Consider the following 26,025-nt stretch of genomic DNA (forward strand, 5'->3'; position numbering starts at 1 on the left):
TTGCGTTTTTAAATGAATCAGAAATCAGCCCAATCCTCTTCGTTCATTTTCTCGATGATTTGTTGGGCATAGAGTGCATAATACGTTTTTTCACCATGCTCTATCACATAGTTAAGATGCTTTTCCGCCTGAGCAAACGTCGCTGAATTAAAGTAACTCCTCCCTATTTCAAAATGTATGCTTACTTTTTTTAGCAGCTCTTGCTCCGTAGCAAGAAAATCAAATAATTTCGTTAAAAGTTTTTTGTCATTCGTTAAAACTAAATAGTGGCGGTGAAATATAGTCTCTAAAGAATCATAGAATGGAATAAGTCGCTTAGGAAATTTTTTTTGATTTCTCAAGGCCCTAACATCATCAATTGTCTGTTTTAACCCTTGTAAATCATTGCTTTCTTTGTAGTAATTGCCAAGTAAATTATAGTATTGAAGTTTTAAATCTAGCGTTCCTTTTTCAAGATTGATGCCCTCTAAATGCCCAGTCATTCCAACAAAATCTCCATCATAGTAATCTGACATTGCCTGAAAATAGTTTTTATAATTACTAATTCCTATTTTATTGTAAAAAGGTCTTTCTACTAATTGTAGATTTATTTCAGTATACTTTCTGTGATCACAATTCATCGTCAAAATAGTGCGAATCTGTAAAACCCTTTTTCTGATTTTTAGTGAAATTGTTAACAACAAAAACAAGAGAAAGAATAGAATAAATGTTGCCACATTGTCATGCAAAATAATTAATGTCAGCAGCGGAATAAATAATACAAAACCGATTATCCCTAGTATCAACCAATAGGTTCTTAAACGCTTTACCTCTTTAACATATTCTGCAGCTGTTTTCTGCTCCTCTTTCATTTGCCGTCTCATATCCTCACCTTTACCTTATCGTGCTCTAGCTTTAGTTCTTCATAATAGTATACGTAATTCACAACACCTTTGTAATTATAGGTAAATATATTCGTTGGCCTTTGACCATTGATTTTCAAATTTTTAATTTCTTTGCTACGTGTACTCCTAATAAAAAATAATGATTCCCCAAAAGATTTATGAATCTCTTTATCTGAATAAAAAGGTACATTTTCAATCGAACGCATCATTTCCAATTGGTTTTTTATTGCATCAGTATCACTTATTGAGGTCTCCTCATCAGAAAAAAAATCTTCCCATTCGCTTGTTTGAATGATTTCATAATTTTTGCGTCCATTGCTCTCTTTCGCTTTCATGATAACAATTTTCAAATTACTACCATCTGCTAAAAATACATCGATATGGTCTTTTTCTTCCTGCTGAAAAACAATTTGTTCTGATCCAATCCCTGAAAATTTTAAGGCTTGATATATCGTGTGTGCATAATTCTTTTTGATATACCCCGCGATAAAAAAAGACGTCATTATCATCCCTAAAAACAATCCAAAAACCAACACTTTTCTTTTCATTTTAACTTACATCCACCCCTTTACTATCTTTATATTTTACCAAATCAAGCATTTTTTTCAACACATCAAAAAAGCGAGACAAAACGTATACCTTGTTTTGCCTCACTTGTGCGAACACGCTTATATTATCCTTTATTTCCAATCAAATTCAATGCTTGTTGTAACACTTTTTCACCATTCATCATGCCGTAATCCGCCATATTGATAACTTCTAAAGGAATCCCTTTTGGTTCTAAACGTTTCTCAAAGTCGGCTTTCATAAAACGAACTTGAGGGCCTAATAACAATACGTCTACAGGCTTACTGTCTAAATTATTATCTGCATCAGAAGCAGAAACTGCAAATATGTCTGCGTCTAATCCTTGTGCATCTGCTGCTTTTTGCATTTTCGTTACGAGTAAACTCGTGCTCATTCCTGCAGAACATACAAGCATAATTGTTTTTTTAGTCATTGTATCCATCTCCTTTTTCTACTAATAATATAACATATTTTGTATTCTCTTTATTCATAGTATAGTAAAAAACAGCCTTTTGTCAACGCTTCCTACTTATGACTAATTGTTATTTTCAACTTAGATAAGCCAATTGGATTTTAGTAACTTATTAAAAACGACATATTCTTTCTCAAGATTGACTTGTACAACTTGGTAGCTTGCATTGAGCCAACCGTAGGCTCCTTTTTCAGGATGTTTATGGTCATTTGCCCACCAATCGACATCCGTTCGAGCTGTTTTCGGAAGTCCAGAGTGAGGGAAAAGTAACTCATCAAATTGAGTGAATGTTAAAGTCACCTGTGAACCTCCATTGGTTGCCAAATAATGGGTAACGCTATCATATTTCTTTTGACGCTCTTTTGCCAAATCATTCACTCCCACTCTCTATTTTAACTTCTTAGATAAAACTAGCTCTTACGTAAAACTGGTTTGCCTTTTAATCATTATCTCATAAATAGTTCAAGAAGCAAATGAAGCGGGCTTTTTCATTTTAAAGAGAACAGTTGCTTCTCGTCGTTATTTTTTTTATACTTAAACTATTATCTAGCAAAGGAATGAGCAAATGCTTGAAAGCTATTTTACTATTCACTCTGACGGAGAAAGCGAAATCGAGATAAAAAAATCACGATTTATCTGCTCTCTAAAACGTGCCTACACAGAAGACGAAGCAAAAGACTTTATTGCTCAAAAGAAAAAGGAACATTGGAAAGCAAATCATAACTGTAGTGCTTTTGTGATAGGTGAGAAAAACGATATTCAACGTAGTAGTGACGACGGTGAACCTAGCGGAACAGCTGGCGTTCCTATGTTGGAAGTGTTAAAAAAGCAAGAATTAATAAATGTTGCCGCCGTCGTGACTCGCTATTTTGGTGGAACTAAGTTAGGTTCTGGTGGGCTGATTCGAGCTTATAGCCACGCTGTTTCCCATGCATTGGGTGCAGTTGGTTTGGTGGAAGGAAAATTGCAGCAAGAAATCCGTTTGACAATCAGTTACCCAAATGTAGGGAGTGTTCAAAATTTTTTGGAAAATACACCCTACACATTAAAGGAAATGATCTATGGTGAACAAGTTGAAGTATTTTGTCTTGTTGATGAACCAAAATCAGATGAATTTATGGCTGAAATTTTAGATTTATTGAACGGACAAGTTACATTTAAAACAGGCGAATGTTCTTATCATGAACTGCCAATCATAAAAAAGGAGCAATTAGATGACATTTGAAGAAGTATTACCTCAAATAAAAAAAGGTGCCAAAGCTGTCAGAGAAGGCTGGGGTGGATTTGAATTGTATATTGAACTTAGGGATGAAATTGGAACATCCGATGGTACATTCCTTCAAGTTACACCTTATTTTTTAATCAAGACTTCTGACGAGGGATACAGCATGTTTTCACCAACACCTTGTGATGTTTTGGCGCAAGACTGGAAAATCGTCAACATTGATTAAACAATTTTACAAAGCTAGAACACTTTAAATAAGTTGGTCTAGCTTTTCTTAATGATCAAGAAAAGAGGAATCCATATGCATTTTGATGAATACCATGGGAAAACGATTTTTGTGACAGGAGCCGCTTCTGGCATAGGACAAGCTCAAGCGATCGCTTTTGCAAAACAAGGCGCCAATGTTCTCGGTATGGATATTGATGAACACGGCTTGGCCGAAACAACTACACACACGGATAATACTGCTGGAACATTCTGCTCTTTTAAAGGTGATGTCACGAAAGAAAAAGACATTGTTTCCGCTGTAAACAAAGCAAATGAACAATTTGGCGCTATTCACATTTTATTAAATACAGCAGGTATTTTGGATGATTATACTCCGACTTTAGAAACGACAGAAACATTATGGGATCGTATTTTGGCCGTAAACTTAAAAGGAACATTCCTAGTGACGAATAATGTATTGCCACAAATGATCACACAAAAACATGGCGTGATCATTAATATGGCTTCTATTGCTGGTATGGTTGCAGGCGGTGGCGGTGCAGCTTATACTGCCTCAAAACATGCTATCATCGGCTATACAAAACAATTGGATCATGACTATATCAAGCAAGGGATTCGCGCAAATGCAATTGCTCCTGGTGCAATCCAAACGCCTATGAACGCGGCTGACTTTGCTGGTGATGGTAAAATGGCCGAATGGGTTGCTAATGAAACTCCTGCTGGACGTTGGGCAAAACCAGAAGAAGTCGCTGCTTTAACTCTTTTTTTGGCAAGTAAACAGGCGGATTATATCCATGGAACTGTGATGCCAATCGATGGTGGTTGGCTAGAAAAATGAGGAAGCTTACATCTTACCATCTACTTTACAAATCCTCTAATGTTCGATAACATGAATAAGGTGAGATGACTCATTAAAACTCCAATCAATTTCAGGTGGTTCTAACAAGTCACTATGCTTCAAACTATGACACTTCAGTTGGCAGAATAGTTCTGTCACTTCCTTTGGTCATAGTCATTACTAAAACAGTCAATCTGTTTTACAAAGGAGAACAAAGAATGAATAATCCAAACACACAGACTAAAGCCTGGTCTGTCATCTCTTTGACGAAAATGGCGCTGATCACGGCACTTTATGTCGTTGTCACTATTTTTTTGGCACCTTTTAGTTTCGGTGCTGTTCAACTTAGGTTTTCAGAATTATTTAATTTTTTACCGCTTTTCAATAAACGCTATATTGGCGCGGTAACGCTGGGTGTAGCTATTTCAAATTTTGCTTCACCATTGGGTTTAGTGGATGTCGTCATCGGCAGCACCTCCACTTTTATCGTTTTATTTGTATCGTATTATCTAACAAGAAAGCTAGAAAGTCCGATTAAAAAGATGATCCTGACTGCAATTATTTGTTCATTTTCAATGTTTACGGTAGCCGGTCAGTTGACTTATTTTTATCATCTACCTTTCTTCTATACATGGATAACCGTAGCTATCGGTGAACTATTGTCTATGTCAGTTGGCGGCATTTTGATTTACTGGGTCAACGAAAAAATAGATTTAACCAAATAAGAAAATTGCTAATGCTCTTCCAGACAGATGAGTTATTAGCAATTTTTCTTTTTATTTTTCTAGGTAAAATTCAAAACGATTCCCTACATATTGAGTTCTCACATATTCAAATGGTGTACCATTTTCAAAATAGGAAATTTGACGTAAACGAAGGATCGCATCTCCTCGTTTTATTTTTAAATAATCTGCAATTTGTTCAGAGGCAAGCATTGCTGAAATGGTTTGATTGGCATGGCCGATTTTATTGCCGCCTTTTTCTTCTAAGGTTTTATAAAAAGAATTTGTAATCTCTGCTTTGCTGTATTGGTCCACCAAAGAATAAGGAACACTAGCTACTTCAAAACAAATTGGTAGATCATCAGCAAAACGTATCCGTTCCATCCGAACAATCTGCTCGTTTTCTTTTAGATTCAGTTTCTCCATTTCACTAGAACTTGGTTTGGCTACATAATAAGAAACAGTGCGACTAGATGGTACTCGATTTTGAGAAAGCATGATATCTGTAAAACTAGTTGTTCCCGTCATTTTTTCTTGCACTTTTTTTCGGGCAACATATGTCCCAGAACCAATCTTTCGTTCTAAAATCCCTTCATCAGCAAGTGTTTGAATCGCTTGTCTTAGCGTCATTCGACTAACACTAAACTGGATCGCCAGCTCTCGTTCTGATGGAAGCCTGTCTCCAATCTTCCAAACACCATGTTCAATGTCATCTTTAATTTTATCGTGGATTTGAATATAAACTGGTAAACTTGAAACCATCTTATTTCCTCCTTTTTATTCTCTTTCATTATAACTGGTATATACCTCATAAACAACTAAAAGTTCCAAAATATAACAGAATAGACGTTTAACAAAGTATTTTGGTATGCATCAACGAAGGAAAAGTAATTATTTTTCATAATTGATAAAACAAGTGTGTGTGAACAAATGGATTTTTACTACCTTTTGCGCTCTAAACAAATAATAAATGACCTAAGCTGTATTTACCTTACAACTTAGGTCATTCTTTTAAGAACGGACTTTTTCTTCATCCATCATTTTATTTGCGGTTGCCATCATCAGACGAATTCGATTCAGTTGATTCACTAATGATACACCTGGATCATAATCGATTGGTGCAATATTGGCTTTTGGATATTGACGACGTAATTCTTTGGTAACTCCTTTGCCCACCACATGATTTGGCAAACATCCGAAAGGCTGCATACAAACAATATTATTCACATCTGATTTCAATAACTCGATCATTTCACCCGTTAAGAACCAGCCTTCACCTGTATGATTTCCAATTGAAAGTATTTTCCCAGCATCCTCTGCTAATTCATGAATAGAGCTTAACCCTTCAAAACGTTTAGAATTTCTTAGTGCTTTGTCCATCGGTTTTTCAACATACTCAATGATTCGAATCGCAAATTGCGCTAGGTTTTTACTTTGTTTAGACATGCCCATGTTGTCATATTTCCAAATTTGATTATATAAAGAGTAATTCATAAATCCAACGATATCTGGTACAACTGCCTCTGCCCCTTCTGCTTCTAGCAATCGCACAATATCATTATTCGCTGTTGGTGAATATTTCACCAATATCTCGCCCACAATACCAACTTTGGGTTTCTTGACTTCATTTAACGGGATTTCATCGAATTCTTTGATGATTTTTTTCATATTCCGATTGAATAAGGTCAATGAGCCATTACGAACATTTTTTTCGATTTGTTTTAGCCATTTAGCGTGAAGTGCATCTATCATGCCGACTTTTGTTTCATAAGGACGTGTTCGATAAACGACCCGCTCAAATAAATCGCCATATAAAAAGGCTACTGCAACACGTTTTAGCATTGGCAATGTAAACTTAAATCCTGGATTAGACTCTACACCTTTATTGCCCATTGATACTGAAACTACTGGAACTTGCGGGAAACCAGCGTCGTTCAAAGCTTTTCTAAGGAGTGGTATATAATTTGTAGCACGACATCCTCCGCCTGTTTGTGTCATCATTACACTTACGTGATTTAAATCATACTCGCCACTTTCCAGCGCTTCGACTAATTGGCCGATTGAAATGATAGCTGGATAGCACGCATCGTTATTGACGTATTTTAATCCAACGTTTACAGCTTCCCGATCATCTGCTGGTAAACAAACAACATTATATCCTGAAGCCTTTAAAGCCACATCAACTAATCCTGATTGGTGGATTGGGCTAAGCATCGGCAATAACAACGTATGTGTTTTTTTCATTTCTTTAGTAAAGATGATTTTCTCTGGTTCTTCATGTTGTAATTTTGGTTCAAAATTCATTTTTTCTCGTTCACCGACCGCTGCTTTTAAAGAACGTAAACGAATTCTGATTGCGCCTAAATTAGACCCTTCATCGATTTTTAACACTGTATAGATTTTTCCATATTGATTCATAATTTCTTCTACTTGATCCGTTGTGACTGCATCTAATCCACAACCAAATGAATTTAGTTGAACCAATTCAAGATTTTTAGACTTTGCTACAACACGAGCAGCAGCATATAACCGAGAATGATACACCCATTGATTGACAACACGTAAATTCCCAACATCACTCAAATGAGAAACACAATCTTCGGTCAATACATGAAACCCTTCTTGTGTGATCACATCCGCAATACCATGATTAATTTCTGGATCTAAATGATAAGGTCGTCCTGATAAAACAATACCCTTCTCACCTTTTTGATTCAGCATCACTAATGTTTCTTCTCCTTTATTGCGGACATCTTCTTTGAAAGAGTCCAGTTCTTCATAGCCATGACGTAATGCTTGAGCAATTTGTTCTGCTGATATACCCAGGTCTGCAAATGTTTCAGTTAAAACTTTTGCAACAGAGGCTTCATTTGCTAAATTGATGTATGGGTTACGGTAATCTACTTTACCATCGCGTATGTCATCTACATTATTCCGAATAACGTCAGGATAACTTTGTACGATTGGACAGTTAAAATGATTATCTGCTTCAGCTGATTCTTGTCGTTCAAACACAACCCCTGGATAAAAAATCATTGGAATATTCGAATCAATCAAAGCTTGAATATGACCATGAGTGATTTTAGCTGGGTAACATGCGGTGTCGCTTGGGATTGTTTCCATTCCTTGTTCATATAATTCCTTGTTCGAACGTGGAGATAATTCAACTCGAAAACCAAGATCTGTGAAAAATGTATGCCACAACGGATAATTTTCATACATGTTCAAAACACGCGGGATTCCGATTCTACCATGGACAGCATCCTTTTCTTTCAACGGACGATATTTAAATAGTTTACGGTATTTGTAATCAACTAAATTTACTCTTCGGTCTTCTCTTTTTACTTTGATTCTAGCCCCACGTTCACAACGATTGCCAGTCACAAATTGACGGCCATCTGAAAAAATTGTAACGGTCATCATACAATTATTTTCACAGAGACCACAATGAGTAAACTCTTTATCCGCTGTAAAGGTATCTAGTTCTTCAAGTCCAAGAATTGTTGTTTCTTCTCCAAGTTCATAGTTTTCTAGCGCAATCAGGGCTGCCCCATATGCACCCATCAAACCAGCAATAGAGGGTCGAACGACTTCCCGTTCGCTAATCATTTCAAACGCTCGCAATACAGCTTCATTATAAAACGTTCCGCCTTGGCAAACGATTTTCTTTCCTAATTCCTCAGGACGACGAACTTTGATTACTTTGTATATCGCATTTTTGATTACAGAGTAAGATAGTCCCGCTGAAATATCGCCGACAGACGCTCCTTCTTTTTGAACTTGTTTGACTTTTGAATTCATAAATACGGTACAACGAGAACCCAGATCAACCGGTGCTTTAGAGCTTAATGCTTCAATCGCAAAGTCTTTTACATCAAAGTTCAATGATTTAGCAAAAGTCTCGATAAAGGAGCCACAACCTGAAGAACATGCTTCATTCAATTGGATAGATGACAATACACCATCTTTGATCGTCATGGCTTTCATATCTTGTCCACCGATATCTAAAATGAAATCAACACCTGGTTGAAAATGATCGGCAGCTTTATAATGTGCCATCGTTTCCACTTCACCAATGTCCACTTTCAATGCATTCTTGATCAAATGTTCTCCGTATCCAGTTACAGCAGATTTTCCAATAAAGACATCTTGTGGTAATTGTTGGTATAAGTCTTTCAAAACACTCATCGTGGTTTCTAATGGCTGTCCTTGATTATTGCCATAAAATGAAAACAGCAAATTTCCCTCTTCATCAATCAACGTAACTTTCGTAGTTGTTGAACCTGCGTCAATACCTAAGAAGGCCACACCGTGATGTTCAGCTAAAGGTTTTTCTTGTGCTTTCGCTTGATCATGGCGTTCTCTAAAATCGTTTAATTCCTTTTCGTCATTAAATAAGGGCGCTAGCGTATCTGTTGGTTTTAATTGTTCTTGATCACCTTTAGTCAATCGATGGATCAAATCAGCTAATGTGGTCGGTTTTGCCCCTTCAGAGTATATCGCGGCTCCCATTGCGACAAACAGCTGCGGATTTTCAGGAAAGATCACATCTTCGGGTTTTACATCTAAGGTTTCAATAAATCGTTTTCTAAGTTCTGACATGAAGAAAAGCGGCCCACCTAAAAAAGCGATTTTTCCTTTGATTTTGCGACCAGCTGCAAGCCCTGCAATGGTTTGATTAACGACCGCTTGAAAAATACTCGCTGAAATATCTTCTTTAGCAGCGCCTTCATTGATTAGTGGCTGCACATCGGTTTTTGCAAAAACGCCACATCGTGAGGCGATTGGATAAATTGTTTGATAATTTTTAGCCAATTCATTGACACCATTAGCATCCGTCTTTAATAAAACAGCCATTTGATCGATAAAAGCTCCTGTACCGCCAGCGCAACTCCCATTCATTCGTTGTTCTAGGGCCCCTTCAAAAAAGGTGATCTTGGCATCTTCACCACCTAATTCAATTGCTACATCTGTTTCAGGTATGATTTTTTCTACCGTTTTGGTACAAGCGATCACTTCTTGAACAAAAGAAATAGTCAAAACATCAGCCAAACCCATGCCACCAGAACCGGTAATCGTCATCGTAATCGGGGTTTCCTCACCTAATTCATCCATTGCTTCGTACAAAACTTTTTCAGTTGCTGCTTTTACGTCTGAGTAATGTCGTTCATATTTTGCGAATTTTGTCTGGTTTTCTTCGTCAATAATTACTAATTTCACAGTTGTCGAACCGACATCTATTCCTGCTCTTATTGTCATAATTTTGATCTCCTTATATTTCATACCCTTTTATTTCACAACACTTTGTTGATTATCCTACAAGGTGTCTGATATAATACTTATGTATATTTTAGAAAGATTCTAATTTAATTGCAACAAGCAAAACACCCAAATTTGTGAGATAAGCAACAAACTTTCAAAAACTGTTGATTATTTCGAAAGGAATTTTTTTATGGCAAAGAAAACAGACCTAAGGGTAATGCGAACACACAAAATGATTATTGAAGCTTTCTTTCACTTAGTTGATGAAAAAGGCTACGACTGTATAACGATTCAAGATATCGCAGATGAGGCGATGATCAATCGTGCAACTTTCTATGCCCATTTCAAAGACAAACAAGATCTTTATGAGCAGATATTCGATTTTGCAATCGACGCATTCACTTCTGTAATCGATACAGAACAAATAATCGTCAGCAATCGAATCAAAGTAAAACAAATCGAATTTCTTCTGACAAATATTTATATTAATATTCAAAAAAATAAAAATTTCTTTCTAACCATCATGGATGGTAGTTCAAACGAATTATTACGAAAAAAATTAGCTGATATCATTTATGAGAAATATGCGGACATTTTTTCAAAGTTAAAGATTACAGAAAATGAAATTGAAGTACCAATTGATTTCATCATTGAGTATATGACATCGATTTTTATCGGAACCCTTCATTGGTGGATTACAAGTGACACAGACATGTCTCCCAACCATTTGGCTAGACTTGTTATTAAATTGGTAGGAAATGGCCATTTAACGGTTCTAGGTCTTGAAATCGATAAATAGCCTGTTTAAAATAAAAGAGCCTGAAACAACATCCTGTGCTGTTTCAGGCTCTTTTATTTTATTGCACCATTCTATCGATTCTTGGCACGCCATTTCTTTGTATGAGCTGTATCTCTAGCAGATACCACTTGAATCCCTTTAGTAGCTGCAGTATTTTTCGTTTTAGAAAACATATTTACTTTAATATCGTACTTTCCTTCACGTGCTAAGTCGTAGACTTTTTCAGCTGTTTCAGTTATTTTCTCTTTAATGTTCATTCGATTACCTCCTCATTCTTTTTCATTCACTTTATCATATATTTCTAAAAAAGAGAACAAAAGTACCTAGTCTTTTTTTAGTCACAAAAAAAGAACAACTCTATTCGAGTTGTTCTAATAAAAAGACTGGGGTAGCTGGATTCGAACCAACGCATGACAGGATCAAAACCTGTTGCCTTACCGCTTGGCTATACCCCAATGTGAAAATGGAGGAAAGTGGATTCGAACCACTGAACCCTAAGGAACGGATTTACAGTCCGTCGCGTTTAGCCACTTCGCTATTCCTCCAAAAGGTTTTTAGTAACAAACCTGACTTAGTTATAATACAAAACTTTTGAACAAATTGCAAGCCTTTTTCAAAAAAAAGTTGTTATTTATTTTAGTCGTTTAAATTCCATTGGCGAATAATGTATTCTATCGCCTCATCAAGCGTTTTCATAGTGGCTTCATTTCTTCCATCGATCACTACAGCAAATTTTTTTGTGTCTTGTGCTAAAACTTGACCGATTTCTTTTTTGCCAATTGTTAATGTACTGACAGTGATTGATTCACCATTTATTTTTTTTTCTGTTTCGTCTATTTTAACTTCTATATCTTTATTTTTTTTTGACATTTTCATCCCTCCAAAGATACATGGTATCATGTTATGCAAAAAAAAGAAAGTGGCGCAGTACTCAAAAAAGTTTTGCTCCACTTCCGCTAGTTACCTACTTATTTAAAGGTGTTTTTAGGTTTAACTCTTGTCGCTATCATTCAGTACTGAACAGTTGCTTTCTTTTCACTTCGCTCAGTACGGCAAAAATGATGCCTGCTGCAATAGAGACCATTCCAACAATAATAAACAACCATAAAAAACTGGATAAGTAATTTTGGATAAAATCATACATCGCTTTAGATTGGATACCTAGCTTTTTCAAAAAACCTTGCATTATGATTAATGTAGGGACAACGACCATCATCAACCCACTGCCTATACAAATATATGCCCAATACCTCAATAAACGATGGAAATAGCCTCTCAATGAAGAATACAAAAAGAAACTTAATAGCGCCCATAAAACGCCGCAAACAATCATAAAAATGACTAATTTCGATTTATAGTTCATCACTTTTCTTCCATAAGATACTAAAAAAGGCAATTCGATATATCCTTTATAAATGTTGACAGCATTGTCTGAAAGTCCCACTACAGCTTGTTCAGATTCTGGTGTTACTTCGATATTTTTTTCTTTCATGTAATCTGTGATTGCTTTAGAGACATCATCATGGATGCCTTTCTCATTTGAAATCGAATACTTTGCCCCAGTATTATACATTGCGTTGAAATAGGCATTTACATCTTTTTCTACTAGTTCTTTTTTAATTGATTCATTCAAGACACCTTGAGGAATATTACTTCCTAAAGCACTATTTTCGATTTGACGATTTATTTCTTCCGTTAGTTCTGAATAATAATTTGCTTTAGCAGCTTGTTTTGCAATATAGTTTTCACTAAAAAGTGTCAGTCTTAACGTTAATAAAATCAAAAATGCAAACAAAAATACAGAAGATAAAAATGCAATAAAAAAACGAGAGATTACTTTCATTGTACGACCACGATTTTTCATCAATTGATCCTCCTCCTTTACGACTTCTCATCAATAATTGGCCCAGATACATAATCTGCTGAAACAAAAACACGTTCCGGAGTTAAGCCAATTGCATCTAATGGATAACAAGTATAAAGAATTAATGATCGTTTTGATTGGTCACCTAATTTAGCTTCGATCGACGGATCCTTATAGTTCGCAACTTTCACTTCTGTTACACGATAGGTATAATCCCCATAATGAGTGTGGACACTGACTTCGTCCCCAATTTCTAAGTAATAAATTTTTCCAAAGGAAGGTAAATTATGTCCACCGATCAACGTTGTCCCTAAATCCCCTGGAATCATACTTCCTATATATTGTCCTGCGCCTAAACGCAAAATCTCTTCGCTATCTCCGTAATATAACGGTTCATTAATTCCGACTTTATCAATAACTATCTCACCAAACTGATCTCCTCCAACTGGATAGACCATCTTTGAAGAAGAGATTTCTCCTTTTTCAGAAGTGTCTGGTTTTTGAGTAGTGTTTTTCTTCGTTTGCTTGTCTGATGACACTTGTTCGGTTTGTCCACTTCTTTTTTCAAAAAGGTTGGTTCCTTTTTGCTCAAAAGATGGCGCATCGTTTAGTGAAATCAATTCAACTGCGGAAGAAGCGAAGTTAATGACAGGTGCACCGATTATGTAAATAATGAGGTAGCCAAAAAACATAAAGAGAAGAGGCACATAAATAAATGCCCCCACTCTTTTTAGTTGTTTCATATTATGCTAATTTGTTCTTTCTGCTCACGAATACTGCACCTGCTGCAGCCACGATCAATGAGCCAAAAGTAATGCCACTTAACGCGTAGTTTGATCCTGTATTTTTCACTGGATTACCAGTTTGATAAACAGGAGCACCTGTATTGTCAGTGATTGTCACTGCCGAATACGTTCCACCAGCACCAAAAGTGATTTTCACACCCACAGCATTTCCAGCCGCAACTACATAGCTTTGTAATTGAGAAATTACATTAGCTGGTAATAATCTAAGTGCATCTCCAAGTGAATTTGCACCTGATGCATTAACAGATACGCCTTCAACTAACGCACGTGCTGATTGAATATTTTTAATAGCTTCATCCGCTTGAGCTTGTGTTAAATCAACACGTTTCAAGTGATTCGAAACTGCATTCGTTTCAGCTGCGCCGAAATTGAATTTTTTGCCGCCGATTGTTGCACCAGCGTTCAATTCATTAACAATTGACTGCTCTGTAGTTGAAATAGCGCCATCAGCAGAAACTGATGTTGCAAATCCTACTGTAGCAACGACAGCAATAATAAATCCGATAACTTTTTTCATTTGTATTCCTCCTATCTTAAATATTTATAATCAATTACAGAATATCTGTAAAAATTATACCAACAACACCCTCTCGAATTTAGAGGACATACAAAAGAATATTAAAGTATAATTCCCTTTAATATTCCAAATAAGTTCAAACTTGCGTTTTCACCATACCCTATAAAACTATCATACGCATTTACAATAGTCAAATTCTTTTTCAGTAAAAAAACGCTTGAAGTACTGCTATTATTTACTTTTCATACTTTTTTCGATATAAATGTGGCTTCAAAAATATCATAATTTGCATCTTCTAATATTTTTTTTATCTGGTTTGTTTCACGACTTTCAATTTGCAATTCAATGATTGTCTCTAATTCTTTCCGGTTTACCACAACTGTTAAAATACTAAAATCATTCTCCGCTAACAGTTTCGTGATGTCTGCTAAAATTCCTTTATGGTCTTCAGGAATGCGAAGTTGGATTCGTGTTCCGCCATCATTGTATCCAGTAATCTTTAAGAACGCATCGAAAATATCATTGTTCGTAATAATTCCTACTGGGTTCTTATTGCTATCAACAACAGGTAATACACCGATATTATTTTGACGCATTCTGAAAATACCATCTTCTAAAGAAGCTTCTGGTTCGATGGTTTGAACTTCTTTCACCATGATATCAGCCACAGTCGTTTTATTTAATAAATAATTCACTTCGTAAACGCTCAAACTTGTCGCTTTTGATGGTAATGCAGATTGGATCGTGCCTTCTGTAATCAACCCAATAACTTGTTCGTCTCTCACAACAGGCAAGCGATGGATATTGTTTTTTTTCATCAAATCGACAGCATCAAAAATCTTCATTTCTGGTTGCGCAACGACTAAATTCTTTGTCATAAAATCACTAACACTCATGTTATTAACCTCCTAGATATGCTTTTTTAACTTCTTCACTTTCTAATAGTTCTTTACCTGGACCACTTAAAACAACTTCACCCGTTTCTAATACATATCCTCTGTCTGCGATTGATAATGCCATTTTTGCATTTTGTTCAATCAATAAAACAGTTGTTCCTTGTTGATTGATTTCTTGAATGATACTAAAGATTTCTTGTATAAAAATCGGAGCCAATCCCATTGATGGTTCGTCTAATAATAGTAGTTTTGGCTTTGACATAAGTGCTCTTCCCATTGCAAGCATTTGTTGTTCTCCACCAGATAAAGTAGAAGCATCTTGCGTTCTACGTTCTTTCAAAATAGGAAAACGATCAAAAATCATATCGTAATCTTTTTTTAAGTCACCGTCTTTACGTAAGAAGGCACCCATCTCTAAATTTTCTTGGACGGTCAAACCAGAAAACACATGTCTTCCTTCTGGCACTTGGCATAGTCCTGACGCAACGATTTTTTGTGGAAGCATTTTATGGATTGGTTGTCCTTCAAATGTAATTGTTCCATTTGACGGGCGATTTAATCCGGAAATCGTTCTTAAAATCGTCGTTTTTCCTGCTCCATTTGCGCCAATCAATGAAACAATCTCTCCTTGTTCTACGTTAAAACTTACATCGCGGACCGCTTGGATCACACCATAATGCACAGATAGATTATCGATTGTTAACATTATAGTTCACCTCCTAGATAAGCTTCGATCACGCGTGGATCGTTCTTGATTGCTTCTGGCTTCCCTTCAGCAATGATTCTTCCATATTCTAAAACATAAATTCTTTGGCAAACGTCCATTACTAAACTCATATCATGTTCGATCAAAACGATTGTGATTTGAAATTCTTTTTGAATTTTTCTGATCAGTTCTGTTAAATCTGCTGTTTCTTGCGGGTTCATCCCTGCCGCTGGTTCATCTAAAAATAATACTTTGGGTTGTGTTGCTAACGCTCGCACGATCTCTAAACGTCGTTGTTCACCATAAGGAAGGTTTTTCGCTAAGGTTTCGACTTTTTCTTCTAAACCAAAAATCGCTAGAAGTTCTACTACTTTACGTTTCATTTCTTCTTCTTTTTTATAAAATGTTGGTACACGTAAAATACTAGAAAGTATCCCTTCTTTATTTTTGCTATTCATTGCAATCAACACATTGTCCATCACAGTCAACTCTTTAAACAAACGAATATTTTGGAAAGTTCTACTTAACCCCATATCCGCAATTTTATATGGTTTCATTCCATTTAAAACATGTTCTTTTCCTAATAAATCAATAGTCACGGTCCCTTCACTCGGCTCATAAACTCCTGTTAGAAGATTAAATAAAGTGGTTTTTCCCGCTCCATTTGGACCAATCAGTCCAATCAATTCATTACTTTCTAAAGACAGATTAACATTTGAAACAGCGGCCAATCCGCCAAAGTTTTTTGTTAAATTACTAACGTTCAATAGAGGCATTCGATTTGTCCTCCTTTTTCTTGAATAATTTTTTAACTGAAAATTCCCATGTTCCAAGTAAACCACCTGGTTTGAAAATCATGATAATAATCAACGCTAATGCATAGATGATCATTCTAAGGGCACCTGCATCTTGCAAGAACATATTCAAAATCCCTAATACAATTGCAGAAATAAAGGTCCCCGTAACACTACCGATACCACCGAAAACAACAATGATCAAAATGTCGATTGATTTCATGAAACCAAAATCTTTTGGTGCAATCGTTTGAACATAACTAGAATAAATTGCCCCAGCAACACTTGCTGTAACTGCACCAATGATAAAGGCAGCCACTTTATATTTCGTCGTGTTTACCCCCATTGATTCAGCCGCAATTTCATCTTCTCGAATTGCCATCGTTGCTCGTCCTGGACCGCTATGAATAAAGTTGACAATAATCAACGTTACAATTACCACAAAGCCAAAGACCATCGGCCAGCTAACCATTGGTGGGATACCAAAAATACCTGCAGGTCCATTTGTTAAATCCCCCATATTGATAATAATGATCCGAATAATCTCTGAAATTCCTAATGTTGCGATTGCTAGGTAATCTCCTTTTAATCTCAAGGTTGGGATACCAACCAATAAGGCCACGATCCCTGATAAAACGATACCCAATAAAATACCACTGAAAAAACCAGCCATAGTAGGATATTTTACCGTCATAATTGCTGCACTATAGGCGCCAATCGCCATAAAACCCGCATGCCCTAAAGAAAATTGTCCCGAAAAGCCAATGATCAAATTCAACCCTAACGCTAACATGATATTGATGCCAATCGTAATGAGCGTATATTCAGTAAATGGTGTAATGACACCTGTAATATACAATACATAAATAAAAGCATAGGCGAATGCGGCGATCAAAAGCCAAACAAGATTATATTTTAAATTCTTTTTCATGTTTGCCACCTACACTTTCTCTTTGATGTTCTTGCCTAAAATTCCAGCAGGACGAATCAATAAAATAATAATTAATAATGCGTACACAACCGCATCTTTATAATCTGAAAACCCAAGTGCGATCGTGATTGTTTCTAACAATCCAATCACAAAACCACCTAATGCTGCTCCTGGAATAATCCCAATTCCACCTAAAACTGCTGCAACGAATGATTTAAGCCCTGGTACTACACCCATCATTGGATCAATAGAATTATAATAAAGACCGATCAGCATACCTGCTGCTGCTGCTAAAGCAGAACCTAAAGCAAAGGTAAATGAAATCGTGCGATTAACATTGATTCCCATCAATTGTGCTGCATCCGCATCAACCGAAACAGCCCGCATCGCTTTACCCATTTTTGTCTTTTTGACAATCAATTGTAAGCCAACCATCAAGACGAGAGAAATAACTAATATAAGAACTTGAATATTTGATATTTGAATAAAGCCCAGTTGGTAATTTTTAAATTCAATTGCTTGTGGGAAAGATTTTTTTTCAGGCCCTAACCAATAAATCATGCCATTTTGCAGCAAAAATGAAACTCCGATTGCCGTAATCAACGCTGCAATTCTTGTTGATTTTCGTAATGGTCTGTATGCTAAAAATTCAATCACCACACCAATAATGGCAGCACCTGCCATAGATAAAATCAATGCTGGGAAAAAACCAAGACCTAACTTATTAATAAAGAAATACCCCATAAATCCGCCCAACATATAAATTTCTCCATGGGCGAAGTTGATCAATTTGATAATCCCGTAAACCATTGTATACCCCAGAGCTAGTAAAGCATAAATGCTTCCTAGAAAAAGGCCATTGACTAATTGTTGGATAACTACTTCCATGTTTATCACTTCCAATATTTTAGAATAATTGCTGTTTGATTATAGAAAAAAAGGGTAGACAAAACGTGGAACCTTGTCACACCCTTTTTTAGTTTCGTATCAATCGTTGATTTTATGGATTGACAGCATCCGCAGATGTTTCTTTTCCTTCAGTCAAGCCTAATACGACTGCTGATTTTTCAGGGTTATGATCTTTATCCATTGTCATTTTTCCTGTTACACCAACGAAGTCTTTTAATGAAGCTAAACCTTCTGTAATTTCTTTTGAATCAGCTGAATCTTTGTCTTCTATCGCTTGTTTTAGCATGTAAACAGAATCATAACCTAATGCGTTAAATGCAGATGGTTGTTTATCATATTTTTTCTTAAATGCTTCTACAAATGGTTTTACTTTATCAGTTGCAGGTGCTTTTTCTGAGAAGTGACCTGTGTAATACACTTCAGATACATTTTTCGCCCCAGCGATTTCAACTAGTTTTTCATCACCGAATCCATCTGCCCCAAGAATTGGTTTGTCGATGCCCATCTCACGTGCTTGTTTGATGATTAAACCAGCTTCAGAATAATAGCCTGGGATGTAGATTGCATCATAGTCTAGATCCTTGATTTTCGTTAAGATTGCTTGGAAATCTTTATCTCCTGCTGTGAATGTTTCTTCCTTGGCAATTTTGCCTTTAAACGTATCTTTGAATGATTTCGTTAATCCAATTGCGTAATCACTTGAATTATCACCAATGATTACCACATTTTTTGCTTTTAAGTTATCTTGTGCAAAGTTCGCTAAAATAACCCCTTGGAATGTATCTTGGAAACAAGCTCTGAAAATGTATTCCTGTACTTTATCATTTACAAGCGTAATACTATCATCTGTACCGGAAGGTGTAATGACAGGTACCGCTGCTTTCGTCATATTCGGAATTGTTGCCTTTGTTGCTCCAGATGTTGCGGGTCCGATCACTGCAACAACTTTATCTTTTGCAGTTAAATTGGCAGCAACAGATGTTGCTTCTCCATTTTCTGATTTATTATCTTTTTCGATCAATTCTAATTTCTTACCAAGAACGCCACCTGATGCATTGATTTCTTCAACAGCTAAAGTGATTCCTTCTTTTTCAGCATTACCGTACGCTGAAACATCTCCAGAAAGTTCTAGGTTCGTCCCAATTTTGATTGTTTCTCCCTCAGTCTTATTTCCAGCACCACTTGCACCTCCGCCAGCTGTTGGACCACAAGCTGCTAATAGAAATAGACTAGCAAATAAAAAACTAAATTTTTTCATTTTGTTTCCTCCCTTGATTTTAAAACTTGTTGTGCGACTAAGCTCTGGCTGGAAAATAGGCAAAACAGAATGAAGTACTTTTTACCACAATCAGTGTTTATCTTTTTCCTAGAGAAATAGCACAAAAAGCTAGATGATTTTAAAGCTGAACGAATTCGTAAAGCCAGATTATTTTCTTTGCATAAATAATTATTAAAGAAGTATGTATACAAATATAATCAATAATAAAAGAAATGTCAATGAATTTTCAGAAAATTCCTATAATTCAAATTATTAAACTTGATTTTTCCTATTCGCTTACAGAATCTCTCAACATGTTTTTACTTTTATTTTTCTTTAATTAAGAGATTTATGACATCCACCAATACTTTATTGATCCCACTCAGTATTTGAGATAAATGGAAAAATGACTAGAATAAGACATTGATGTACAAGTCATTTTCCGTCCTAATAAAACTGACAGAAGCCACTTGCAGGTCGATCCTTATCCTAGTCATTCTGTTATACGCAACGTTATTTACTACTTTTTATTGTACAATACTTACAGGCGTTCGCAGCACTTCTATTCCTTGTTCATTTAAAACAGCTACTTCTACTTTATCTTTAGGAGACAGAATCCCTACTCCTAATAATTTGAATGTACCGTCTTCTGCAATTTTCACTGTTTCTTGACGTCTGCGATTGACATATAACCGAACACTGCTTGCTGATTTACCAGTAACTTTTCCTGTTACGAAAGGCGTGTCCAGCGTGTAGTTGTCCAGTGTCATTTCTACCTTAGCAGGTTGAACTGTAACGTTTTGACGTGTGATTTCTGTACCATAACGATACCCTACAACTTCAACTTTATCACTCTCTTGTTCAATTAACCCGTCTACATCGAATGCAAATTGACGATTGGAGGTTAATAATTTTCGTTCAATTTCTTTTCCGTTGATGATCAACGCGACATGGGTATGGAAATAATCGGTCTTACCTGAAACCGTTGTGTCTTCTGATAAAACATAGTCATTTACCGTCAACTCATAGGCAATTTCTTCAACTTGGACCATGCCACGATCGATTTCTTCATTTTTGCTATCTAAAATAACGATCGTTACTTTATCTGTTGTATTAGCAACGGATTCTTCTGTATCTAGTTCAAAAAATCCATCACTAAAGATTGTTGCCGTGGAAATCAATTTATTATTGACCCATAGTTGGGCATTTTTAGGGTTTAATGCTGTGTCGATTTCCCCTGTAATAAAGTCATCTAATCCAAGATAAAATGGATCTAAGATCAGTGAACTATTTGCAGAAACATTTACAGTAGTTGTTGCTTTAAAGCCACCGTCTTCTGTTAGTGCGGTAATTTCTGTGGTACCTGATTTTAATCCAGTGACAAGACCTTCTTCTGTTACAGAAGCGATAGATGCATCGGCAACAGAATACGTAACCTTTTTATTCGTTGCATTTTCTGGAAGAATTTTTGCTTGTAACTGGCTTTCTTCAGAAATCGTTAGGTTTAAAGCTGAAGGGGTGACCTCGATTCCAGTTACCTCAATACCTGCTTTCTTTTCACGGATGTATTTCCCCGGTTTCGTTCCATCATAGTTCGCCATGAACCTTGAACTGCTCTCATAGCTATTTTCAGCTTCTGAAGAATCTAAGAGCCATCTTCCAGTATAAGGATCTCCTTTTTTCCTTTGTAACTGAGTTGATGAAGTAGGTTTAAAATTTGGACCTAGAATCAATACATCTAAAGAATCAGTTCTATAAAAAATACCATCTATTGATTTGACATTACTCGTGTCCCAATTACTTATGTTCAGTTCATAAAGGTTATGTGCGTAAGCAAACATGTTCGTCATCTCTCTTGTTTTTATTGTATTCCAAGTACTTAAATCTAATTTGGTCAAATTCACTGCTTGATTAAACATCGAATTCATATCTAATACATTATTCGTATCCCAATTGATAAGGTTCAATTCTGCTATACCACTTGACTGAAACATATTAGACATATGCCAAACATTACTTACATTCCAATTACTGATATCTAAGTCCGTTAACTTTGAAGTACCAGAAAACATTGAACTCATACTCGTCACTTTTCCTGTATCCCAGTCTGATATATCTACTCCTGTTAAGCTTGAAGCGCCAGAAAACATTGAAGACATGTCCGTCACATTTCTTGTATCCCAGCTGCTTACACCTATATCAATCAGATTTGAACTATTATAAAACATGGAACGCATATCGGTAACGTTACTTGTATTCCAATTAGCTGTATCTATTCTAGTTAAGCTTTCAGCAGCTGAAAACATAGAAGACATATCCGTCACTTTAGTTGTATCCCAACCACTGACATCTACATCCACCAAATTTGAAGCATCTTTAAACATCCAACCCATATCGGTAACGTTACTTGTATTCCAATTAGCTATATCTATTTTAGTTAATCTTGTAGCAGCTGAAAACATAGAAGACATATCCGTCACTTGGCTCGTATCCCAATCACCTAAATCTAAATCCATAAGATTAAAAGTACAGAAAAACATACCCGCCATATTAGTCACTTTACTTGTATTCCACTTGCTCAGGTCTAATTTTGTTAGACTTTCAGCACTACTAAACATAGAAAACATATTTGTCACATTAATCGTATCCCACTCGCTTACATCTGCATCCGTCAGTTTTTCAGTATCACGAAATAGAGAGAGCATACTCGTCACTTTACTTGTATTCCAATTACTTACATCTACATCTGTCAGTTTTGAACAACAAAAAAATACTGCTCTCATGTTAGTCACCCCACCTGTATCAATAAGATCTGCTCCTTCTATTGTTTCTAATGTACTTAAATATGCAAACATATGATCCATAGAGGAACTAGCTATAACTGGTTTAGTGAATTTAATGCATTTTATGTCCTCCCAATCAGAAAGACTATCCCATTCTATACGACTAATATTATTATTCCTATCAGTATTCGGAAGTTCCCCACCTCCAAAGGTAAGTGTCTGGCTCTTTGCATCCCATTCCCAAGGCACTGTACCAAATGTCCCTTCCACTTTTGCTTTGATGGTTAGTGCCACGTCTCCACTTAATCCACTTTCTGTTTTGGCTGTGATCGTTACAGTCCCAGCTTTAAGAGCCGTAACTACTCCTGTTTCAGAAACAGTCGCTAACGCTTCATCACTGGATGTCCAAGTAAGTTTAGCTGTACTATTTTCTGGCGTAAATACAGTTGTTAATTGCTGCGTTTGTCCTTCTTTTAGCTCTTTTTTTTCTGCGTTCACAACAAGCGCTGTTGGCTCATTGTCTTCTGCAACTTTTACTGTTTGTTCTGGAATAGCTTCTATGCTGTTACTTTCTTCTGCGAAAGCAGCGGTTCCATATGCGCTAACTAATCCCAGAGCCCCTACGATCAACCCATTGATAACTACTGATTTTTTCATTCTTCTTCTCCTTTTCTATTTTTCTTTTTTAAACCCTAACTTTATAAGTTGCGCTTCATTTGCCTCTTCACTTGCAGTAGCAAATGATTCATTTGGCAACGAGATAAGCGAGATTTCCTTGGCATCTTTCGTTGATACTTTTTTCAAGTCCACTTCAATGGTTTCTACGGCTGCTTTTTCAGTAAAATCAATGGTATAGTGAATCCCTTTTTTATCGCTGTACAATTTTTTACTAGGCTCCAACAGCTTCTCTGCTTTTGTTTTGGTTGTTATGCCCATTGTCTTATACTGAATCGTTGTCGTAATTTTTTGCTTCGATAATTCGTCTTTCTTGTGAATATTTTGAACTTTTACATTTTCATCATCTTGTTTCAAAACAAAGGTTGTCGTCTGTTCTTGTTCTGTACAGGCGGAAAGGGAAAATAGCACAAACATCCCCATAATACAAAAAACATTTTTTTTCATCCTTTTACCTTCTTTCTTCTTAAACTATATATATTGTAACAAATAAATAATTAAAAGTCTCCTATTATCCTATAAAAGTAAAAAAGACAATAAAACCAATGTGGTTTTACTGTCTTTTTTTAGTCTACTATTCAATTTTGAAGGCCAGTGGAAAATAGCAGCTTGCATTCATTAGCCCTTATCTATTTTTGTGGATGGCTATAAAATTAGCCGCTGCTCCAATCAGGTTTGCATCATTTTCATATTTACACGTCACTATTTGCGGGACAAAGTCATTCAACTCAAAATGCGCTAGTTTTTCTTTCATACGACGATTGATTTCATCTAGTAATCCTTTTTTAGCAGAAACCCCGCCACCTAAAACGATGATCTCTGGATCAAGAGAAAATTGAATACTAAACAATCCTTGTGTTAAATACTCGTAAAAATTATTCACTTCTTCTTTAGCCAGTTCATCACCAGTCTCCGCGAAATGAAACACATCTTCTCCAGAAAAGGTTTCTTTTTCTACCCCTTTTCGTTCACAATAGCGCCAAGCCATTTGGACTGCTGTTCCTAATTGACTAAATGTTTTCCCATCATTTAAGTACATTAAACCAAATTCTCCGCCATAAAGATGGGCACCTTTTGTGATTTCTCCTTTATGAAAAATTGCACCACCGATTCCCGTTCCAACAACAACAAACGCAACCTCTTGTTTTCCTTTGGCCGCCCCTTCATAAATTTCCGCCATCCCTGCACAATTTGCATCATTTTCGATTGCAACAGGTAGATTGAACAGCTCCTCTAATTCTTTATAAATGTTAAATCTATGAATATATGGAATTGCCGAAATACCATTGATCATCTGCTTATCAGCGTCTACTACTCCAGGTGCACTAAATGCTACACCTTCTAATACTTGGTTTGACTCTTCAAACACCGTTAATAAAGACGCTTTCATTTCTTCCCACGTTTTAGGAGTAGTGAATTTCCCTTTATTCAACATCTCCTGTCCGTTCCAAATTCCATGTTTTACTGCTGACCCACCAAAATCAAATGCTAATATTGCCATCTCAAAATGCCCACCTTCGTCTATTTAGTCTGTTTATTTCTTCTATAATTATAAGGACCATGATATTCTTGATCTGGATTTCTCTTTAAGCTAAATTTCAATGGTACATAATCAATTCCACCTTTTGTAAGTGGATGACACCTTAAAAACCTTGCTGTCCCCATCGTTACCCCTTTGATACTGCCATGTGTTTGGATCGCATCAATCATATATTGTGAACAGGTTGGATGATAACGACAACTAGGCGGAAGTCCCGGTGAAATAAATCTTTGGTAAAAACGGACCATTCCAATAAAAACGTTTCCTGCCATTTCTTCCCTCTTTTCTATATACGAAAAAACTATACCTTGTTTTATAATTGAATGCAAGTTTACAAATACAAAAACGAACTATTTTCATAAAAATTCCTAACACTTAAAAAAGAAAACTATTCAAATTTCTAAAAGGATGATAAAATTATAATAAGAAGCGACTGATTCTGATATCAGGTCTTCTCTTCAATCAATCTAAAATGAAATGGAGCAAATTACGATGGGCTTAAAATTTGAACGTACTGACGACTTAGATAAATTGTTTGATTCTTTTGCAGTAGACCCTAAAAAAGTTGAAATGCCAAAAGAAGAACTTGAAAAGCAAGCAGCAAAAGCGGCACAAAAAGAAGAAAAAAAGAAGGAACAATAAAAAATTAGCTTTGACGACTCTTGGAGATGTCAAAGCTAATTTTTTATTATAAATACTTTTCAATCGCTTGCCAAGCTTCTTCTTTGCCCTCTTTTGTTTGTGAAGAGAAAAGAATAAAATCATCAGATTTGTCAAAATTCAACGCTTTTTTGATGATACTTTCATGCTTATTCCACTTACCACGAGGAATTTTATCTTTTTTCGTCGCCACAACGATCACTGGAATATCATAGTATTTTAAAAACTCATACATTTGGATATCTTCTTGTGTTGGTGCATGACGCAAATCAACTAAAGAAACAACGGCTTTTAATTGTTCTCTTGTTGTCATATACGTTTCGATCATTTCGCCCCATTTCGCACGCTCCGTTTTAGAAACTTTTGCGTAACCATATCCAGGAACATCGACAAAATGCAATGCCTCTTCGATCAAGTAAAAATTCAATGTTTGTGTCTTCCCTGGTTTGCCAGAGGTTCTAGCCAAATTTTTCCGATTGATCAACGTATTGATAAAGGACGATTTTCCGACATTTGAGCGACCTGCTAAAGCAATTTCTGGAAGTTCTGTTTCCGGATATTGCTTAGGGGACACTGCACTTATAATAATTTCTGCATTATGAACTTTCATCGTTTACCCTCCATTCTTTTTAAACTCAATAAAAAACAGTGGGACAGAAGCAGTTGTTCGGAAATAGGTTGAACGAGAG

The 26,025-nt window shown here is 36.1% G+C and carries 28 protein-coding genes and 2 tRNA genes; 6 read left to right on the top strand and 24 right to left on the bottom strand.

The genetic code is table 11. From position 1 onward, the window contains the following. Window positions 1-17 precede the first annotated feature (17 nt). The 4 genes from I586_RS04130 to I586_RS04145 all read right to left on the bottom strand — a co-directional run bounded on the left by I586_RS04130 (window position 18) and on the right by I586_RS04145 (window position 2,292). A complete protein-coding gene (locus I586_RS04130; RefSeq protein ID WP_010764425.1) occupies window positions 18-863 on the bottom strand; it encodes a hypothetical protein in 846 nt (281 codons plus the stop codon). After that, entirely contained in the window at window positions 860-1,432 is a 573-nt protein-coding gene (locus I586_RS04135) for a hypothetical protein (RefSeq protein ID WP_010764424.1), read from the bottom strand. Before I586_RS04135 ends, I586_RS04130 begins: the two co-directional genes overlap by 4 nt. Before the next feature lie 125 nt (window positions 1,433-1,557). Beyond that, window positions 1,558-1,884, bottom strand: coding sequence for a PTS sugar transporter subunit IIB (locus tag I586_RS04140; protein WP_010764423.1), 327 nt, complete (start codon window positions 1,882-1,884; stop codon window positions 1,558-1,560). A 120-nt stretch (window positions 1,885-2,004) separates the two neighbouring features. Further along, entirely contained in the window at window positions 2,005-2,292 is a 288-nt protein-coding gene (locus tag I586_RS04145) for a DUF7662 domain-containing protein (protein ID WP_010764422.1), read from the bottom strand. A 196-nt stretch (window positions 2,293-2,488) separates the two neighbouring features. On the opposite strand from I586_RS04145, the gene I586_RS04150 reads away from it, so the two are divergent. From I586_RS04150 to I586_RS04165, 4 genes are all read left to right on the top strand, one after another. Next, window positions 2,489-3,148, top strand: a complete 660-nt coding sequence (locus I586_RS04150; RefSeq protein WP_010764421.1) for a YigZ family protein — start codon at window positions 2,489-2,491, stop codon at window positions 3,146-3,148. Next, window positions 3,138-3,374: a DUF2829 domain-containing protein gene (locus I586_RS04155; RefSeq protein ID WP_010764420.1), complete on the top strand. Its 237-nt coding sequence runs from the start codon at window positions 3,138-3,140 to the stop codon at window positions 3,372-3,374. Before I586_RS04150 ends, I586_RS04155 begins: the two co-directional genes overlap by 11 nt. 75 nt (window positions 3,375-3,449) lie before the next feature. Further along, window positions 3,450-4,214 (top strand): 3-oxoacyl-ACP reductase, encoded by a 765-nt coding sequence (locus tag I586_RS04160; protein WP_010764419.1) that lies wholly within the window; start codon window positions 3,450-3,452, stop codon window positions 4,212-4,214. 218 nt (window positions 4,215-4,432) lie between these two features. Continuing rightward, the gene (locus tag I586_RS04165) at window positions 4,433-4,939 is read left to right on the top strand and encodes a QueT transporter family protein (protein ID WP_010764418.1); all 507 of its coding nucleotides are present in this window, start codon (window positions 4,433-4,435) and stop codon (window positions 4,937-4,939) included. Between the two features lie 51 nt (window positions 4,940-4,990). On the opposite strand, the gene I586_RS04170 is transcribed toward I586_RS04165, so the two are convergent. Together I586_RS04170 and I586_RS04175 are read right to left on the bottom strand one after the other, a co-directional pair. Then, window positions 4,991-5,698 carry a GntR family transcriptional regulator gene (locus I586_RS04170; protein WP_010764417.1) on the bottom strand — a complete coding sequence of 236 codons (708 nt, stop codon included), beginning with the start codon at window positions 5,696-5,698 and terminating at the stop codon, window positions 4,991-4,993. Between the two features lie 249 nt (window positions 5,699-5,947). Then, window positions 5,948-10,195: a 2-hydroxyacyl-CoA dehydratase gene (locus tag I586_RS04175; protein WP_010764416.1), complete on the bottom strand. Its 4,248-nt coding sequence runs from the start codon at window positions 10,193-10,195 to the stop codon at window positions 5,948-5,950. A gap of 193 nt (window positions 10,196-10,388) precedes the next feature. Between I586_RS04175 and I586_RS04180 the strand changes: the two genes are divergently transcribed. Beyond that, on the top strand, window positions 10,389-10,997 hold the full coding sequence (locus tag I586_RS04180) for a TetR/AcrR family transcriptional regulator (protein WP_010764415.1): 609 nt from the start codon (window positions 10,389-10,391) through the stop codon (window positions 10,995-10,997). 71 nt (window positions 10,998-11,068) lie between these two features. Here I586_RS04180 and I586_RS04185 read toward each other — a convergent pair whose 3' ends face one another. From I586_RS04185 to yidD, 17 genes are all read right to left on the bottom strand, one after another. After that, complete coding sequence (locus I586_RS04185; protein ID WP_010764414.1) at window positions 11,069-11,254, bottom strand: hypothetical protein; 186 nt, start codon at window positions 11,252-11,254, stop codon at window positions 11,069-11,071. A gap of 126 nt (window positions 11,255-11,380) precedes the next feature. Further along, window positions 11,381-11,452, bottom strand: a tRNA-Gln gene (locus tag I586_RS04190). Between the two features lie 9 nt (window positions 11,453-11,461). After that, window positions 11,462-11,542, bottom strand: a tRNA-Tyr gene (locus I586_RS04195). A 91-nt stretch (window positions 11,543-11,633) separates the two neighbouring features. Then, window positions 11,634-11,867 (bottom strand): DUF2969 domain-containing protein, encoded by a 234-nt coding sequence (locus I586_RS04200; RefSeq protein ID WP_010764413.1) that lies wholly within the window; start codon window positions 11,865-11,867, stop codon window positions 11,634-11,636. A 136-nt stretch (window positions 11,868-12,003) separates the two neighbouring features. Beyond that, window positions 12,004-12,861: a hypothetical protein gene (locus tag I586_RS04205; protein ID WP_010764412.1), complete on the bottom strand. Its 858-nt coding sequence runs from the start codon at window positions 12,859-12,861 to the stop codon at window positions 12,004-12,006. 17 nt (window positions 12,862-12,878) lie between these two features. Then, window positions 12,879-13,604, bottom strand: a complete 726-nt coding sequence (locus I586_RS04210; RefSeq protein ID WP_010764411.1) for a class D sortase — start codon at window positions 13,602-13,604, stop codon at window positions 12,879-12,881. Window position 13,605: 1 nt separating this feature from the next. Then, window positions 13,606-14,184 (bottom strand): hypothetical protein, encoded by a 579-nt coding sequence (locus tag I586_RS04215; protein WP_010764410.1) that lies wholly within the window; start codon window positions 14,182-14,184, stop codon window positions 13,606-13,608. 242 nt (window positions 14,185-14,426) lie between these two features. Next, the gene (locus tag I586_RS04220; RefSeq protein WP_010764409.1) at window positions 14,427-15,080 is read right to left on the bottom strand and encodes a CBS domain-containing protein; all 654 of its coding nucleotides are present in this window, start codon (window positions 15,078-15,080) and stop codon (window positions 14,427-14,429) included. Between the two features lie 4 nt (window positions 15,081-15,084). Then, window positions 15,085-15,786, bottom strand: coding sequence for an ABC transporter ATP-binding protein (locus I586_RS04225; protein WP_010764408.1), 702 nt, complete (start codon window positions 15,784-15,786; stop codon window positions 15,085-15,087). Continuing rightward, window positions 15,786-16,562, bottom strand: a complete 777-nt coding sequence (locus I586_RS04230; RefSeq protein ID WP_010764407.1) for an ABC transporter ATP-binding protein — start codon at window positions 16,560-16,562, stop codon at window positions 15,786-15,788. The genes I586_RS04225 and I586_RS04230 overlap by 1 nt, the downstream gene beginning before the upstream one ends. Beyond that, entirely contained in the window at window positions 16,543-17,511 is a 969-nt protein-coding gene (locus tag I586_RS04235) for a branched-chain amino acid ABC transporter permease (RefSeq protein WP_010764406.1), read from the bottom strand. The genes I586_RS04230 and I586_RS04235 overlap by 20 nt, the downstream gene beginning before the upstream one ends. A 9-nt stretch (window positions 17,512-17,520) precedes the next feature. Next, a complete protein-coding gene (locus I586_RS04240) occupies window positions 17,521-18,399 on the bottom strand; it encodes a branched-chain amino acid ABC transporter permease (protein ID WP_010764405.1) in 879 nt (292 codons plus the stop codon). Window positions 18,400-18,511: 112 nt separating this feature from the next. Next, the gene (locus I586_RS04245) at window positions 18,512-19,678 is read right to left on the bottom strand and encodes an ABC transporter substrate-binding protein (RefSeq protein WP_010764404.1); all 1,167 of its coding nucleotides are present in this window, start codon (window positions 19,676-19,678) and stop codon (window positions 18,512-18,514) included. A 527-nt stretch (window positions 19,679-20,205) separates the two neighbouring features. Further along, window positions 20,206-23,118: a BspA family leucine-rich repeat surface protein gene (locus I586_RS16895; protein WP_010764403.1), complete on the bottom strand. Its 2,913-nt coding sequence runs from the start codon at window positions 23,116-23,118 to the stop codon at window positions 20,206-20,208. A gap of 15 nt (window positions 23,119-23,133) precedes the next feature. Then, window positions 23,134-23,583 carry a DUF1307 domain-containing protein gene (locus tag I586_RS04260; protein ID WP_010764402.1) on the bottom strand — a complete coding sequence of 150 codons (450 nt, stop codon included), beginning with the start codon at window positions 23,581-23,583 and terminating at the stop codon, window positions 23,134-23,136. Window positions 23,584-23,761: 178 nt separating this feature from the next. After that, a complete protein-coding gene (locus I586_RS04265) occupies window positions 23,762-24,637 on the bottom strand; it encodes an ROK family protein (RefSeq protein ID WP_010764401.1) in 876 nt (291 codons plus the stop codon). Between the two features lie 20 nt (window positions 24,638-24,657). Beyond that, entirely contained in the window at window positions 24,658-24,948 is a 291-nt protein-coding gene (yidD, locus tag I586_RS04270) for a membrane protein insertion efficiency factor YidD (RefSeq protein ID WP_010764400.1), read from the bottom strand. Window positions 24,949-25,168: 220 nt separating this feature from the next. Here yidD and I586_RS17355 point away from each other — a divergent pair, with 220 nt between their 5' ends. After that, window positions 25,169-25,318: an SPJ_0845 family protein gene (locus I586_RS17355; protein ID WP_010764399.1), complete on the top strand. Its 150-nt coding sequence runs from the start codon at window positions 25,169-25,171 to the stop codon at window positions 25,316-25,318. Window positions 25,319-25,364: 46 nt separating this feature from the next. On the opposite strand, the gene yihA is transcribed toward I586_RS17355, so the two are convergent. Next, window positions 25,365-25,946: a ribosome biogenesis GTP-binding protein YihA/YsxC gene (gene yihA / locus I586_RS04275; protein ID WP_010764398.1), complete on the bottom strand. Its 582-nt coding sequence runs from the start codon at window positions 25,944-25,946 to the stop codon at window positions 25,365-25,367. Between the last annotated feature and the right edge of the window lie 79 nt (window positions 25,947-26,025).

Origin of the sequence: Enterococcus moraviensis ATCC BAA-383 (assembly GCF_000407445.1) — a bacterium.
Classification (GTDB): domain Bacteria; phylum Bacillota; class Bacilli; order Lactobacillales; family Enterococcaceae; genus Enterococcus_L; species Enterococcus_L moraviensis.